The 15337-nt window shown below is 58.8% G+C and carries 13 protein-coding genes; 7 read left to right on the forward strand and 6 right to left on the reverse strand.

Annotated features, from left to right (window positions below):
* Nucleotides 1-31 precede the first annotated feature (31 nt).
* Entirely contained in the window at nt 32-517 is a 486-nt protein-coding gene (locus ACIOMO_RS11665) for a peptidylprolyl isomerase (protein ID WP_053117141.1), read from the reverse strand.
* Here ACIOMO_RS11665 and ACIOMO_RS11670 point away from each other — a divergent pair.
* The 3 genes from ACIOMO_RS11670 to ACIOMO_RS11680 are packed head-to-tail and all read left to right on the forward strand — an operon-like array spanning nt 486 to nt 3875.
* Nucleotides 486-812, forward strand: a complete 327-nt coding sequence (locus tag ACIOMO_RS11670) for a DUF3565 domain-containing protein (protein ID WP_082341397.1) — start codon at nt 486-488, stop codon at nt 810-812. The two genes, ACIOMO_RS11665 and ACIOMO_RS11670, sit on opposite strands and share 32 nt — an antisense overlap.
* Nucleotides 813-872: 60 nt before the next feature.
* Complete coding sequence (gene pta, locus ACIOMO_RS11675; RefSeq protein WP_401240757.1) at nt 873-2972, forward strand: phosphate acetyltransferase; 2100 nt, start codon at nt 873-875, stop codon at nt 2970-2972.
* A complete protein-coding gene (locus ACIOMO_RS11680; protein ID WP_053117136.1) occupies nt 2973-3875 on the forward strand; it encodes an acyltransferase in 903 nt (300 codons plus the stop codon).
* Between the two features lie 153 nt (nt 3876-4028).
* Here the strand turns inward: ACIOMO_RS11680 and cysN are convergent, their stop codons facing one another.
* The 3 genes from cysN to ACIOMO_RS11695 form a co-directional block, all read right to left on the reverse strand.
* Complete coding sequence (cysN, locus tag ACIOMO_RS11685; RefSeq protein ID WP_053117134.1) at nt 4029-5927, reverse strand: sulfate adenylyltransferase subunit CysN; 1899 nt, start codon at nt 5925-5927, stop codon at nt 4029-4031.
* A gap of 9 nt (nt 5928-5936) precedes the next feature.
* A complete protein-coding gene (gene cysD / locus ACIOMO_RS11690; RefSeq protein ID WP_008085033.1) occupies nt 5937-6854 on the reverse strand; it encodes a sulfate adenylyltransferase subunit CysD in 918 nt (305 codons plus the stop codon).
* Nucleotides 6855-7090: 236 nt separating this feature from the next.
* On the reverse strand, nt 7091-7849 hold the full coding sequence (locus tag ACIOMO_RS11695) for a Nif3-like dinuclear metal center hexameric protein (protein ID WP_053117132.1): 759 nt from the start codon (nt 7847-7849) through the stop codon (nt 7091-7093).
* A gap of 103 nt (nt 7850-7952) precedes the next feature.
* Here ACIOMO_RS11695 and algW point away from each other — a divergent pair, with 103 nt between their 5' ends.
* From algW to ACIOMO_RS11715, 4 genes are all read left to right on the forward strand, one after another.
* Complete coding sequence (algW, locus tag ACIOMO_RS11700; RefSeq protein WP_053117131.1) at nt 7953-9113, forward strand: Do family serine endopeptidase AlgW; 1161 nt, start codon at nt 7953-7955, stop codon at nt 9111-9113.
* Between the two features lie 250 nt (nt 9114-9363).
* Nucleotides 9364-9759: a hypothetical protein gene (locus tag ACIOMO_RS11705; protein WP_401240763.1), complete on the forward strand. Its 396-nt coding sequence runs from the start codon at nt 9364-9366 to the stop codon at nt 9757-9759.
* Nucleotides 9760-9979: 220 nt separating this feature from the next.
* The gene (locus tag ACIOMO_RS11710) at nt 9980-12085 is read left to right on the forward strand and encodes a TonB-dependent siderophore receptor (RefSeq protein ID WP_401240766.1); all 2106 of its coding nucleotides are present in this window, start codon (nt 9980-9982) and stop codon (nt 12083-12085) included.
* Between the two features lie 12 nt (nt 12086-12097).
* Nucleotides 12098-12817, forward strand: a complete 720-nt coding sequence (locus tag ACIOMO_RS11715; RefSeq protein ID WP_401240769.1) for a DUF4198 domain-containing protein — start codon at nt 12098-12100, stop codon at nt 12815-12817.
* Nucleotides 12818-13010: 193 nt separating this feature from the next.
* On the opposite strand, the gene hisC is transcribed toward ACIOMO_RS11715, so the two are convergent.
* Nucleotides 13011-14063: a histidinol-phosphate transaminase gene (gene hisC / locus ACIOMO_RS11720; protein ID WP_212544068.1), complete on the reverse strand. Its 1053-nt coding sequence runs from the start codon at nt 14061-14063 to the stop codon at nt 13011-13013.
* Between the two features lie 3 nt (nt 14064-14066).
* The coding region (gene hisD, locus ACIOMO_RS11725) for a histidinol dehydrogenase (RefSeq protein ID WP_401240772.1) at nt 14067-15337 on the reverse strand (1271 nt) is incomplete at its 5' end.

The following is a 15337-nucleotide window of genomic DNA, read 5'->3' on the forward strand; positions in this document are numbered from 1 at the left end:
CCTCTCCAGTACTCGAAGCTTAGCGCAGAAATCAGTGGTGATGGCCACCTTCGCCATGGACGTGACCATGAGCGATTTCTTCCTGGCTGGCATCACGGATGTCAACGATCTTCACTTTGAAGTTCAGACGCTGGCCGGCCAACGGGTGGTTGCCGTCAACGGTCACGTCGTCGCCGTCGAGGTCACGGATGGTGACGATTTGCATCTGGCCGTCCGGCGCCGAAGCGTGGAACTGCATGCCGACTTCCAGCTCGTCAACGCCTTCGAACATGCTGCGGCTCAGGGTGCTGACCAGCTCAGCGGCGTATTCGCCGTAAGCGTCTTCCGGTTCAACGGAAACGTCCAGCTCGTCACCAACGGTTTTGCCTTCCAGAGCTTTTTCCAGGCCCGGGATGATGTTGCCTGCGCCTTGCAGGTAGACCAGCGGAGCGCCGCCGGCGGAGCTGTCGATGACCTCACCAGCGTCGTTGGTCAGGGTATAGTCGATGGAGACAGCCTTATTGGCGGCGATCAGCATGGGGCGAGACCTTTTGCATAAGAATATAGAAAGGCCAAGTTTAGCGAAGCAATCGCGCGAAAGCGAACACAACCCGGACAAACGGGTTTCGACGATCACAGGCTTCCATCAAGACGAAGAGGGCCATTGGGTGGCCGAGCTTTCCTGTGGCCACACCCAGCACCTGCGCCATCAGCCGCCCTGGCAAACCCGGGCGTGGGTACTCGACCCGGCGCAACGTATTGAAAAAATAGGCCAACCCTTTGCCTGCGGTTGGTGCGCACAAGGCTCGGTTAGCGATAACCTTGGCGACTGAATTTCGGTAGTCAGCCAGACATAAGCTGACACCATTGCCATGCAACTTTAGAGAATTCGCATGCAAACTTTTTTTATCGCACCCACCGATTTTGGCGTGGGTCTGACCTCCATCAGCCTCGGGCTGGTACGCACGCTGGAGCGAGCGGGCCTGAAAGTCGGGTTCTTCAAACCGATTGCGCAGCCGCACCCGGGCGACACCGGCCCTGAGCGTTCCACCGAACTGGTGGCGCGCACCCACGGCCTGAAACCGCCGCAACCGCTGGGCCTCGCTCACGTTGAGCGGATGCTCGGCGACGGTCAGCTCGATGAGTTGCTCGAAGAAATCATCACCCTTTACCAGCAAGCCGCGATCGGCAAAGACGTGCTGGTGGTCGAAGGCATGGTGCCGACCCGCAGCGCCAGTTATGCCGCACGGGTCAATCTGCATTTGGCCAAGAGCCTCGACGCCGAAGTGATTCTGGTCTCGGCGCCGGAAAACGAAGTGCTCGCCGAACTCTCCGGTCGTGTCGAATTGCAGGCGCAATTGTTCGGCGGGCCGAAAGACCCGAAAGTCCTTGGGGTGATCCTCAACAAGGTCAAGACCGAAGAAAGCATGGACGCCTTCGCCGCGCGTCTGAAGGAGCACTCGCCGTTGCTGCGCAGCGGTGATTTCCGCCTGCTCGGCTGCATTCCGTATCAACCAGAACTCAACGCACCACGCACCCGCGACGTCGCCGATCTGATGGGCGCGCAGGTGCTCAACGCCGGTGATTACGAAACCCGGCGGATGACCAAAATCATCATTTGCGCGCGCACCATGCGCAACACCGTCGAGCTGCTCAAGCCCGGTGTGCTGGTGGTGACCCCCGGCGATCGCGACGACATCATCCTCGCCGTCAGCCTCGCCGCGATCAACGGTGTGCCGCTGGCCGGGCTGTTGCTGACCAGCGACACCCTGCCCGATCCGCGCATCATGGACCTCTGCCGTGGCGCGTTGCAGGCCGGTTTGCCGGTGTTGTCGGTGAGCACTGGCTCCTACGACACCGCCAATCTGCTCAACGGTTTGAACAAGGAAATCCCCATTGATGACCGCGAGCGTGCGGAGATCATCACTGACTTCGTCGCCAGCCACCTCGACGCGAAATGGCTGCACCAGCGCTGCGGCACGCCACGGGAAATGCGTCTGTCGCCGGCGGTGTTCCGTTATCAATTGATTCAGCGTGCGCAGGCAGCGAACAAGCGCATCGTCCTGCCCGAAGGCAGCGAGCCGTTCACCGTACAAGCGGCGGCGATCTGTCAGGAACGCGGGATCGCCCGTTGCGTGTTGCTGGCGAAACCGGAAGACGTCGAAGCCGTCGCCCGCGCCCAAGGCATCACATTGCCGCCGGGGCTGGAGATTCTTGATCCGGATCTGATCCGCGAACGCTATGTCGAGCCGATGGTGGCCCTGCGCAAAACCAAAAGCCTTAATGCGCCGATGGCCGAGCAGCAACTGGAAGACACCGTGGTGATCGGCACCATGATGCTCGCGCTGGATGAAGTCGACGGCTTGGTTTCCGGCGTGATCAACACCACCGCCAACACCATCCGCCCGGCATTGCAGCTGATTAAAACCGCGCCGGGCTGCACGCTGGTGTCGTCGGTGTTCTTCATGCTCTTCCCGGAGGAAGTGCTGGTCTACGGTGACTGCGTGATGAACCCGCACCCGAGCGCCACCGAACTGGCCGAGATTGCCCTGCAAAGCGCCGACTCGGCAGCGGCGTTCGGTATTACGCCACGCGTGGCGATGATCAGTTATTCCAGCGGCGAATCGGCCACGGGCGAAGAAGTCGAAAAAGTCCGCGAAGCCACCCTGCTCGCCCACGAACAACAGCACTCGCTACTGATCGACGGCCCGTTGCAATACGACGCCGCGGCCAACGCCGAAGTCGGCCGGCAACTGGCGCCAAACAGTCAGGTCGCCGGTCGCGCCACGGTGTTCGTCTTCCCGGATCTGAACACCGGCAACACCACGCATAAAGCCGTGCAACGCAGCGCCGATTGCGTCAGCCTCGGGCCGATGCTGCAAGGCCTGCGCAAACCGGTGAACGATTTGCCGCGCGGCGCGCAAGTCGATGACATCGTCTACACCATCGCCCTCACCGCGATTCAAGCCGCCAACCGACCTATGGATGTGTAAATGCTGGATTTTCTACCTGCACCCGTGCGCGGCGTGATCGCCTCGCTGCTGTTGGCGCTCAACACGATTCTGCTTTGCTCGTTTCTGTTTTGCGTGGCGTTGGTCAAGGCCCTGCCGTTTGCCTTCACTCAACGCATCGCCGGTTGGCTGATGAGCCACACCCATGAAGCGTGGATCAGCAACAACAAAGGCTGGATGAACCTGGTGCGCCGCACGCGCTGGCACCTCAGCGGCTTGCAAGGCCTCGACTATCAGCACTCGTATCTGATCACCAGCAACCACCAGAGCTGGGTCGATATTCTGGTGCTGCAATACGTGCTCAACCGCCGCATTCAACCGCTGAAGTTCTTCCTCAAGCAGGAGCTGATCTGGGTGCCGGTGATTGGTCTGGCGTGGTGGGCGCTGGGCTTTCCGTTCATGAAGCGTTACTCCAAGGCGTACCTGGCCAAGCACCCGGAGAAGAAAGGCAAAGACCTCGAAACTACGCGTAAAACCTGCGCGAAATTTCGCAATAATCCGGTGGGGATTTTCAACTTCGTCGAGGGCACGCGGTTTACTGAAGGCAAACATGCGCAGCAGCAATCGCCGTTCAAATATCTGCTCAAGCCGAAGGCTGGCGGCATTGCGTTTGTACTGGATGCGATGGGCGAGCAACTGGAGTCGATCGTTAACGTGACGATTCACTACCCGGCCGGGCGTCCGGGTTTTTGGGATTTGCTGTGCGGCAATGTGCGCGACGTGGTGGTGCACTTTGAAGAGCTGAAAATTCCGCAGCAATTCATTGGCAAGAATTACGACCAGGACGGCGAGTATCGTTTGCAGTTTCAGGGCTGGATCAATCAGCTGTGGCTGGACAAGGATGCGCTGCTGGAACAGATGCACCGCGAATATCCGAAGCATTAAGATCAAAAGATCGCAGCCTCCGGCAGCTCCTACATTGGATTGACGTACATCCTGTAGGAGCTGCCGAAGGCTGCGATCTTTTGACTTTTTAAAGATCAAAAAAAAGCCCGCCGATGATCACTCATCGGCGGGCTTTTTATTTGTCGCTAACGCTTAGATCGCGCCACGCTGACGCAGCAGATCCAGCACTTGCTTGACGCTTTCTTCCAGACTCAGCGTCTGCGTGTCGATCACCAGATCGGCATTCAGCGGCACGTCGTACGGGAAGGATTCGCCCGGGATGTTGTCGCCACCGGCGGCATACAGACCTTGCGGATCACGCTCGGCGCACACGGCCGGCGAGGCCTGTACGTAGACCGTCAGCAGACGATCCTTGCCGATCAGATCCTTGGCCTGCTCGCGACCTTCAGCGCTTGGCGCGACAAACGCAGCCAACGTGACCAGACCGGCTTCGTTGAACTGACGCGCCACGTGTGCGGCACGACGCCAGTTCTCGGTACGGCCGATACGATCCTGTGGCAGACCTTTGTTGAGGTCGTGACGCAGGTTCTGACCATCCAGCACAAATACCGCACGGCCCATGTCGAACAGCTTGCGCTCGACCGCATAAGCCAGCGTGCTTTTGCCCGCGCCCGACAGACCGCTGAACAGCACGGTCGCCGGTTGCTGGCCGAAACGCTGAGCACGTTCCTCAGTCGCAACATGCGCCAGTTTGCCGTGGTGCGTGGCAGTGCCATGCGTCACAGGCTGCGCGACGATCATGCCGGCGCCGACGGTGCCGTTGGTCAAGCGGTCGATGATGATGAACGCGCCGGTGGTGCGGTTGCTTTCGTAACCGTCGAGGGCGATTGGCGCATCAAGCGCAATCTTCACCTTGCCGATTTCGTTAAGCTGCAACGCGCTCGCCGGGCCTTCTTCCAGGGTGTTCACGTCAACCTTGTTAACGATGCTGGCAATCGAGCCCGGCACGTAACTGGTGGCGCGTTTGATGTCGTATTTCTTGCCCGGCAGCATCGGCTCTTCAGCCATCCACACCAGCATCGCTTCGAAGCTGTCGGTGACTGGCGGCACGTTGTCGGCATGCACCAACAGGTCGCCACGGGAGATGTCGATTTCGTCTTCCATGGTCAGCGTGACAGCCTGACCCGGACCGGCGTGTTCCAGCTCACCTTCGAAGGTGACGATGGATTTCACGCGGCTGCTCTTGCCCGAAGGCAGCACCACGACTTCGTCACCCTTGTGCACGATGCCGCTGGCCAGCGTGCCGGCGAAACCACGGAAGTTCAGGTTCGGACGGTTGACGTACTGCACCGGGAAACGCAGATCGGTGAAGTTGCGGTCGCCCGCGACTTCCACGGTCTCGAGAATTTCCATCAGCGACTGGCCTTTGTACCAAGGCGAGCGCTCGGACTTGTTGACCACGTTGTCGCCCTTGAGGGCAGACATCGGCACGAAGTGCATGCTGGTCGGCTTCATCTTCAAGCCTTCAGCGAACTTCAGGTAGTCGGCCTTGATCGACTCGAACACACCTTCATCGAAGCCTTTCAAATCCATCTTGTTGATGGCGACGACGATGTGTTTGATCCCCAACAGGGAAGCAATGAAGCTGTGGCGACGGGTCTGGGTCTGCACGCCGTAACGCGCGTCGACCAGGATGATCGCCAGGTCACAGGTGGAGGCACCGGTGGCCATGTTGCGGGTGTACTGCTCATGGCCGGGGGTGTCGGCGATGATGAATTTGCGTTTCGCGGTGGAGAAATAGCGGTAAGCAACATCGATGGTGATGCCCTGCTCCCGCTCGGCCTGCAGACCATCAACCAGCAATGCCAAGTCGATGTCGTCACCGGTGGTGCCGACTTTCTTCGAATCGCGGGTAATCGCTTCGAGGTGATCTTCGTAGATCATTTTCGAGTCGTGCAGCAGGCGCCCGATCAGGGTGCTCTTGCCGTCATCGACGTTACCGCAAGTCAAAAAGCGCAGCAGCTCTTTACGTTCGTGCTGGCCCAGGTAGGCGAGGATGTCCTCGCTGATCAAATCAGATACGTGCGACATGACAACCCCTTAGAAATAACCCTGACGTTTTTTGTCTTCCATCGAGCCGGCGCCATCGTGGTCGATGACACGGCCCTGGCGCTCGGAAGTTCGCGTCAGGAGCATTTCTTGAATGATGTCCGTCAGCGTTTCGGCTTCGGACTCCACGGCGCCCGTCAACGGGTAGCAGCCAAGGGTGCGGAAACGCACTTTCTTTTTGACGATGCGCGCTTTGTCTTCATCGGACAGGTGCTCGAGGATGCGCTCGTCGTCGATCATGATCAGCGTGCCGTTCTTCTCGATCACTTCGCGTTCGGCGGCGAAGTACAGCGGCACAATCGGGATGCCTTCGAGGTAGATGTACTGCCAGATGTCCAGTTCGGTCCAGTTCGACAGAGGGAATACACGGATGGATTCGCCCTTGTTGACCTTGCCGTTGTAGACGTTCCACAGCTCCGGACGCTGGTTTTTCGGATCCCAGCGATGCTTGCTGTCGCGGAACGAGTACACGCGCTCTTTGGCGCGGGATTTCTCTTCATCGCGACGGGCGCCGCCGAACGCTGCGTCGAAACCATGCTTGTCGAGTGCCTGTTTCAGGCCTTCGGTTTTCATGATGTCGGTGTGCTTGGCGCTGCCGTGGGTGAACGGGTTGATGTTCTGCGCCACGCCATCGGGGTTGATGTGGGTGATCAAGTCCAGGCCCAGTTCTTCGACCATCTTGTCGCGGAACTTGTACATCTCCTGGAATTTCCAGCGGGTGTCGACGTGCATCACCGGAAACGGCAGCTTGCCCGGGAAGAACGCCTTGCGTGCCAGATGCAGCATCACGGCGGAGTCTTTACCGATGGAGTACAGCATCACCGGGTTATCGAACTCGGCGGCCACCTCGCGGATGATGTGGATGCTTTCCGCCTCCAGCTGTTTCAGATGCGTCAGTTTGTCGACCATGGCTACTCACGAAAACTTTCTTATGAACGGCCAGCGGGCCGTGTTCGAGCGGGGAATCCTAGCACAGCGACCTTCTTCTAATCAGGACGCGGGCTAGAACGAAAGGGCATATGAATATGCCCACCAGTTCGGCCAACCCGCCCCTGTAGGAGCTGCCGAAGGCTGCGATCTTTTGATCTTGTTTTTAAAGATCAAAAGATCGCAGCCTTCGGCAGCTCCTACAGAGGTCGTGTCAGTCAGATCGGGTTGGGGATGTCGATGAAGATGTGTTCGAGGGCGAAGCGTTTTGCCAGGTAGTCGCCCAGCGCCTGCACGCCGTAGCGTTCGGTGGCGTGGTGGCCGGCGGCGATGAAGCTGATGTCGTTTTCGCGAGCGCTGTGGAAAGTCTGCTCGGACGCTTCGCCACTGAGGAACAGATCGACGCCCGCCGCGACGCCGTGATCGATGTAGCCTTGGCCACCGCCAGTACACCAGCCGACCCGACGAATCATCGGGTTGCCTTCAATCAGCAGCGGCTCACGGCCCATGACTTCCTGCACTTTGCGGGCGAAGTCGCGGGCGGTCATCGGGTCTTTCAACGAGCCGACCAGGCCGACGATTTTCAGGTTATCCGGATCCAGCGGCCCTTCCACCGTGATGTCCAACTGACGCGCCAGTTGCACGTTATTGCCCACGTCCGGGTGCAGATCCAGCGGCAAGTGATAGGCGAGCAAGCTGATGTCGTGCTTGAGCAGCGTCTTCAACCGGCGCTGTTTCATGCCGGTGATGCACGGGTTTTCGCCCTTCCAGAAGTAACCGTGATGCACCAGCACCAGATCCGCCCCGGCCTCAACGGCAGCGTCGAGCAAGGCCTGACTGGCAGTGACGCCACTGACAATACGCATCACCTGCGGCCGGCCTTCGACCTGCAAGCCGTTGGGGCAATAATCGGCGATTTTCGCACTGCCAAGGTAACGGTCGGCTTCTTCGACGAGGGTGCTGAGGGCAACGGCCATGAAAGACTCCTAAATATCCCGTTCAGAGGCACGCGCGGCCTCGTATAATGCGCGACATTATGGGCGGTCTGACCCCGCCTGCAACTTTTCCAGGACGTGCTTAATGTTCAAGGCGCTGCGTTTTATGGGCTGGCCGTTGTTGGCCGGTGTGCTTATCGCTCTGTTGATTATTCAGCGTTACCCGCAATGGGTCGGGCTGCCGAGCCTCGACGTCAACCTGCAACAGGCCCCGCAAACCACCAGCGTGCAGCAGGGCCCGGTGTCCTATGCCGACGCGGTGACCATCGCGGCGCCGTCGGTGGTCAACCTGTACACCACCAAAGTCATCAACAAGCCGAACCATCCGCTGTTTGAGGATCCGCAGTTCCGCCGCTTCTTCGGTGACAACTCGCCGAAGCAGAAGCGTATGGAATCGAGCCTCGGTTCCGGCGTGATCATGAGCCCGGAAGGCTACATCCTCACCAACAACCACGTCACCAGCGGCGCCGATCAGATCGTCGTGGCGTTAAAGGACGGTCGTGAAACCCTCGCCCGCGTCATCGGCAGCGACCCGGAAACCGACCTCGCTGTCCTCAAGATCGATTTGAAAAACCTGCCGGCGATCACTGTCGGCCGCTCTGACAACATCCGTATCGGCGATGTCGCGCTGGCCATCGGCAACCCGTTCGGCGTCGGCCAGACCGTGACCATGGGCATCATCAGTGCCACTGGCCGCAACCAGTTGGGCCTGAACAACTACGAAGACTTCATCCAGACCGACGCGGCGATCAACCCAGGCAACTCCGGCGGCGCACTGGTCGACGCCAACGGCAACCTCACCGGCATCAACACGGCGATCTTCTCCAAGTCCGGCGGCTCGCAGGGCATCGGTTTTGCCATTCCGGTGAAACTGGCGATGGAAGTGATGAAGTCGATCATCGAACACGGTCAAGTTATTCGTGGCTGGCTGGGCATTGAAGTGCAGCCGCTGACCCAGGAATTGGCCGAGTCGTTTGGCTTGTCCGGGCGTCCGGGGATTGTCGTGGCGGGGATCTTCCGCGATGGCCCGGCACAGAAGGCCGGCCTGCAATTGGGTGACGTGATCCTGAGCATTGATGGCGAGCCGGCCGGGGATGGTCGTCGCTCGATGAACCAGGTTGCGCGGATCAAGCCGACTGACAAAGTGACGATTCAGGTGATGCGTAACGGTAAAGAGTTGAAGCTCACCGCTGAAATTGGTCTGCGTCCACCACCGGCGCCGGTGAAAGCGGAGGAAGAGAACTAACCCTGCACGCAAATAGTATTCTCGGAGCACGTTTATAAAACGCGGTGTGTTAATACACCGCGTTTTTTGTTGACGATACTCCCTACTGACGAAGGTACCCTTTCCTCCTTAGAGCCATTTCTAACAGTTTAGCGATAATTCTAATAACAAATTGGTATCCACAGACTGTCAGATCTGACAGTTACAAAAAAATACACTCGCCATTAATCTTTCTGCGTTGCAACTATTCTTTATTAACAAGGAAGACAAGATGAATCGCGAAGAAAAACGCCCATTGAAAGGTCGTTTCACCGTCACTCCTACGGGCGGGACAGCCTTCTCTCCCAACGATATCGATGTAGCACACAATCCCAACTCGGGCAGAATCAGCGATCTCCATGCTGTCCGTCTAACCGGTAATTCCAGTTTTCGAGTAACTTTTGGTAATGGTCTCCAAGAAGGCCTCAACATTTTAAGTTACCCAGAAGACTTTCCTGATGTGTTTATGCAGTGGGTCTATAGCCAGAACGGTGAAATCTTTAATGCAACAGAAGGGAAGCTCTACATTACCGTCTCGAGCCCTGACAAAAAACTCGTTGGCAGAATCGAGTTTATCGATAAGGGATTAATTTCACTCAGGGCGGTTTTCGATTTGAACTGGCTGTAATTGATGTATTTTTTCTGAAGTTAATCTTAGTGAAGAGCCGAGAGATTCGGCTTTTTAGCTCCCAGCTTCTTCTCGGTGCTACGAAGGGCGCGTGTGCGCTGCGGTAACCAGATGTTCGGCCCGCCCCAAACAAGCGGGTTTTCACCGTCTAAGGCGAATAGCAACGAATCTCAAAAGGCATGTTATATTGTTTCAATTCTAGGAATTGGAACAATATAACATGTCATCTCGAACAAAGGCCTCCCTGCTCGGCCTGAGCCTCGGTTTGCTGGTTGATCCAGCCTTCGCCGAAGAACCGCAACCCCTCGAACTCGACGCCATCAGCGTCATCTCCGATTACGAATCGCCGACCGGCCCGGTCAAGGGTTATCGCGCCACGCGTTCGTCCAGTGCGACCAAAACCGACACGGCGATTCGTGATATCCCGCAAGCAATCAGCGTAGTTCCCGCCAGCGTGCTCAAGGATCTGGGCAGCAGCAGTGTTGAGCGCGCATTGGATTTTGCTGGCGGCGTGTCGAAGCAGAACAACTTCGGTGGCCTGACGCTTTACGAGTACAGCGTGCGCGGTTTCACCACCTCTGAGTTCTACAAGGACGGTTTCAGCGCCAATCGCGGTTATCCGAGCACGCCGGATGCGGCCAACATCGAGCGTATTGAGGTGCTCAAAGGCCCGGCGGCCAGCCTGTACGGTCGAGGCGATCCGGGCGGCACGGTGAACATCGTCACCAAGAAACCGCAGCCCGAAGCCTTTACCACGCTGCAAACCAGCGCCGGCAGTTGGGATCGCTATCGCACTGCGCTGGACGTCAACACGCCGCTGGATGATCAGGGCGATGTGCTCTCGCGGATCAACCTCGCGGTCGAGGACAACAACAGTTTTCGCGATCACGTCGACAGCAAGCGCGTGTTCGTCGCGCCTTCGATCAGTTGGCAATTGAACCCGGACACGTCGCTGTTGGTGGAAAGCGAAATCGTCCGCCACAGCTCCACGTTCGATCGCGGCATCGTTGCGCCGAACAACAGATGGAGCGGCGTGTCGCGCTCGACCTTCCTCGGTGAACCCAACGACGGTAACATCGACAACCACAACAACCTGCTGCAAGCGACCCTCGAACATCACCTCAACGACAGCTGGAAGTTGCGCCTGGCCAGCCATTACAAGGACGGCAAACTCTGGGGCTTCGCTTCGGAAGCGCGTCCGCTGAACGCCGACGGCCACACCGTCAACCGCCGATATCGCGAGCGCGACACCAACTGGCACGACAGCATCACCCAACTGGAGCTGCGTGGCCTGTTCGACCTCGGCCCTTGGCAGCACGAACTGCTGATCGGCAGCGAGTACGAGAACTTCCGCAAGAACGAGCGCGTCACCACGATTGCTGGCGGCCCCTACGCGATTGACATCTACAACCCGATCTACGGCCAGCCGAAACCCAACAGTGCACGTTCGGGCACGGATACGTTCGAACACGTCGAAAGCCATGCGCTGAACCTGCAGGATCAAATCATCTTCACCGACAAACTGCGCGGGATGATCGGTGCGCGTTTCGAACATTTCGATCAACACATCGACGATCACAGCCGCAACGCCACGAGCAACCAACGGCATGACGCCCTCACCCAACGCGCCGGCCTGCTCTATCAACTGACGCCGGAAACCGGTCTGTTCGCCAACGCCTCGACCTCGTTCAAACCGAACAATGGCCTCGACGCGTCCGGCAAATCCTTCGACCCGGAAGAAGGCGTCGGCTACGAAGTCGGCATCAAGAACGAGCTGTTCGACGAGCGCCTGAGCAGCACCCTCGCCTTCTTCCACATCGACAAGGAAAACGTCCTCGCCCTCGACCCGGGCACCGATACCAGCCGTGCGATGGGCAAGGCGCGCAGTCGCGGCTTCGATTGGCAAGTCACCGGGCAAGTCACCGATGCGGTGCGGGTAATCGGTGCCTTCGCTTATATCGACGCCGAAGTCACTCAGGGTGACGCGGTGATTCCCAACGGCAGCCGAATCCTCGGCGTGGCCAAACGCAGCGGCAGTCTGCTCGGGGTGTATGAGTTTCAGGATGGCCGTTTGCGCGGCTCGGACGTCGGCGCGGCGTTCACTTATGTCGGCGACCGCTCCGGTGAATCCGGCAGCGATTTTCAATTGCCGGCCTATCACACCGTCGACCTGCTGGCCCACTACAAGGCCAGCGACAACGTCACCGTCGGCCTGAACCTGAACAACCTCTTCGACGAAAAGTATTACGAGCGCTCCTACAGCAATTACTGGGTCAACCCCGGCGAGCCGCGCAATTTCACCGTCAGCCTGACACTCAATCTGTAAAAGGACGTCACCATGCAATACGGCAAAACCCTCGTGCTTATCGCCGCCCTGTTCGCCGGCCAAGTCTCGGCTCATGGCCTGTGGACGGAACAACGGCGCGGCAATATCGAAGTGATCTACGGCCACGGCGCTGAAGACAATGCGTTCAAGGCGCAGAAAATCAGCGGCGCCTGGGCTTATGACGCGGGCGGAAAAATGATTCCGGTCAGCGTTGAACGGCTCGCTGATCACGCACGTTTGAAACCGCTGAAGTCGCCTGCGGTGATGGCCGTGGCGCTGAATAACGGCATGTGGTCGCAGACCGCTGACAAGAAGTGGGTCAATGAAGGGCGCAGCAAAGTACCGGGCGCTGTCGAGGCGACGGAGACGTTTAAATACAGTCTGGCGATTTATCAGCCGGGGGCGAAGTTGCCGAAGCTGGATCAGATCAAGGTGCTGATTGTGCCGGAGGTTGATCCACTGACGGTGGGGCCGGGGAAATCATTGCCGGTGCGGGTATTGCTCGATGGCAAACCGGCGCCGGGGGTGAAGTTGATTGGCGACTATCGCAATGCGCCGAACACGTTGAGCGCCGAGACGGATAAGGATGGCCGGGCGCAGGTATTGGTGAGAAATGAAGGGCTGAATGTGATTGCGGCGCAGGTTGAGGTGCCGGTGAAGGACAGTGCTGATGTGAATAGTCGTGGGTTGTTTAGTTCGCTGACATTCCTCGGCGAGCCACATCACGAATAAGAGCAGACCCTCACCCCAGCCCTCTCCCAGAGGGAGAGGGAGCCGACCGAGGTGTCTTGCGGTGTACATCGACCTGAAAGACCGAGTCGATTATGGATTCGGTAAAGCAGCATCAGGTCGGTGCAATTCAACAGCATCCCCCAATCAGTCCCCTCTCCCTTTGGGAGAGGGTTAGGGTGAGGGGCTCTTGCCTTTAAAGCTCGCCCAGGCCGTCGATCAGCGCCTGATTCTGCTCCGGCGTGCCAATCGAAATCCGCAGGAACTGCGCAATCCGCTCCTGCTTGAAGTGCCGCACAATCACGCCCTGCTCTCGCAATTTAGCCGCCAGCCCCGCCGCATCATGCTGCGGATGCCGCGCAAAGATGAAGTTCGCCGCCGACGGCAACACCTCAAAACCTTTGGCCTGCAACTGAGCGATCACCCACTCGCGGCTCTCGATCACCAACCGGCAGGTCTTGTCGAAATACTCGCGATCTTCGAACGCGGCAGCAGCACCGACAATCGCCAGACGATCCAGCGGATAGGAGTTGAAGCTGTTCTTGATCCGCTCCAGCGCCTCGATCAAGTCCGGATGCCCCACCGCCAGACCCACGCGCAAACCTGCCAGCGAGCGCGACTTGGACAGGGTCTGCGTCACCAGCAGGTTCGGATAACGATCGACCAGACTGATCGCCGTCTCGCCGCCGAAGTCGATATACGCCTCATCAACAACCACTACCGAATCCGGGCTGGCCTTGAGGATTTGCTCGACCGCTTCCAGCGCCAGCAGGCAGCCGGTCGGTGCGTTCGGGTTTGGGAAAATAATCCCGCCGTTCGGCTTGGCGTAGTCGGCCGGGTCGATCTGGAACTGTGCGTCCAGCGGCACCGCATCAAACTGGATGCCGTACAAACCGCAGTAAACCGGATAGAAGCTGTAGCTGATATCGGGGAACAGCAGCGGCTGATCGTGTTGCAGCAGACCGTGGAAAATGTGCGCGAGCACTTCATCCGAACCGTTGCCGAGGAACACCTGATTGCTCTGTACGCCGTAGTAGTTGGCGACAGCGGTTTTCAGCAGATCGCTGTTCGGATCCGGGTACAGACGCAGGTTGTCATTCAGCTCGACCTGCATGGCCGCCAAGGCTTTTGGCGATGGCCCGTACGGGTTTTCGTTGGTGTTGAGCTTGACCAGTTTGGTCAGCTTCGGTTGTTCGCCCGGCACGTACGGCACCAGATCTTTAACGAACGGGCTCCAGAATTTGCTCATTTTTCAGTTTCCCTTCTGTTCGTCTTTGATGCGGTATTCGGCGCTGCGCGCGTGGGCGCTCAGCGATTCGCCACGGGCCAGCACGGAGGCAGTTTTACCCAGCTCGGAAGCACCGGCCTCGGAGCAGAAGATGATCGACGAACGTTTCTGGAAGTCATACACACCCAGTGGCGACGAAAACCGCGCAGTGCCGGAAGTCGGCAATACGTGGTTCGGGCCCGCGCAGTAATCGCCCAGCGCTTCGGAGGTGTGACGGCCCATAAAGATCGCGCCGGCGTGGCGAATCTGCGGCAACCAGGCTTGCGGATCAGCGACCGACAACTCCAAGTGTTCCGGGGCGATGCGGTTGGCGACTTCGATGGCTTGGGCCATGTCTTTCACGTGAATCAGTGCACCACGGCCATTGATCGAGGTTTCGATGATGGTCGCGCGATCCATGGTCGGCAGCAGTTTGTCGATGCTGGCGGCGACCTTGTCGAGGAACTCGGCGTCCGGGCTGACCAGAATCGCCTGCGCGTCTTCGTCGTGCTCGGCTTGCGAGAACAGGTCCATGGCGATCCAGTCCGGATCGGTCTGGCCGTCGCACACCACGAGGATTTCCGAAGGGCCGGCAATCATGTCGATGCCAACCTGACCGAAAACGTGGCGCTTGGCCGTGGCGACATAGATGTTGCCCGGGCCAACCACCTTGTCGACTTTCGGCACGCTTTCGGTGCCGTACGCCAACGCGGCAACGGCTTGTGCGCCACCGATGGTGAACACGCGGTCAACGCCAGCGATGCACGCCGCCGCCAGCACAAGCTCGTTGATTTCACCGCGCGGGGTCGGCACGACCATGACCACTTCGGTCACACCGGCGACCTTGGCCGGAATCGCGTTCATCAATACAGAGGATGGGTACGACGCTTTGCCACCCGGCACGTACAGACCGGCGCGATCCAGCGGCGTGACCTTCTGGCCCAGCACGGTGCCGTCAGCCTCGGTATAGCTCCAGGAATCCTGCTTCTGTTTTTCGTGGTAGCTGCGCACGCGGGCGGCGGCTTTTTCCAGTGCTTCACGCTGCGGCACGGTGATGCGCGTCAGCGCCAGTTCCAGACGCTCGCGCGGCAGAATCAGGTCGGCCATCGAAGCGACTTCAAGGCCGTCGAACTTCTGGGTGAACTCGACCAGCGCCGCGTCACCGCGTTCGCGCACAGCCTTGATGATGTCCAGCACGCGCTGATTGACCGAGTCGTCAGACACACTTTCCCAGCTCAGCAGATGATCCACATGAT

It is taken from the genome of Pseudomonas sp. NPDC087804, from assembly GCF_044742965.1.
In the GTDB taxonomy this organism is placed as follows: Bacteria; Pseudomonadota; Gammaproteobacteria; order Pseudomonadales; family Pseudomonadaceae; genus Aquipseudomonas; species Aquipseudomonas rustica.

Bases quoted from the DNA above. Each gene is read 5' to 3' on its own strand.
- ACIOMO_RS11670 (WP_082341397.1), top strand. From the start codon at position 486: ATGGAGACAGCCTTATTGGCGGCGATCAGCATGGGGCGAGACCTTTTG.
- ACIOMO_RS11665 (WP_053117141.1), bottom strand. From the start codon at position 517: ATGCTGATCGCCGCCAATAAGGCTGTCTCCATCGACTATACCCTGACC.
- pta (WP_401240757.1), top strand. From the start codon at position 873: ATGCAAACTTTTTTTATCGCACCCACCGATTTTGGCGTGGGTCTGACC.
- ACIOMO_RS11680 (WP_053117136.1), top strand. From the start codon at position 2,973: ATGCTGGATTTTCTACCTGCACCCGTGCGCGGCGTGATCGCCTCGCTG.
- cysN (WP_053117134.1), bottom strand. From the start codon at position 5,927: ATGTCGCACGTATCTGATTTGATCAGCGAGGACATCCTCGCCTACCTG.
- cysD (WP_008085033.1), bottom strand. From the start codon at position 6,854: ATGGTCGACAAACTGACGCATCTGAAACAGCTGGAGGCGGAAAGCATC.
- ACIOMO_RS11695 (WP_053117132.1), bottom strand. From the start codon at position 7,849: ATGGCCGTTGCCCTCAGCACCCTCGTCGAAGAAGCCGACCGTTACCTT.
- algW (WP_053117131.1), top strand. From the start codon at position 7,953: ATGTTCAAGGCGCTGCGTTTTATGGGCTGGCCGTTGTTGGCCGGTGTG.
- ACIOMO_RS11705 (WP_401240763.1), top strand. From the start codon at position 9,364: ATGAATCGCGAAGAAAAACGCCCATTGAAAGGTCGTTTCACCGTCACT.
- ACIOMO_RS11710 (WP_401240766.1), top strand. From the start codon at position 9,980: ATGTCATCTCGAACAAAGGCCTCCCTGCTCGGCCTGAGCCTCGGTTTG.
- ACIOMO_RS11715 (WP_401240769.1), top strand. From the start codon at position 12,098: ATGCAATACGGCAAAACCCTCGTGCTTATCGCCGCCCTGTTCGCCGGC.
- hisC (WP_212544068.1), bottom strand. From the start codon at position 14,063: ATGAGCAAATTCTGGAGCCCGTTCGTTAAAGATCTGGTGCCGTACGTG.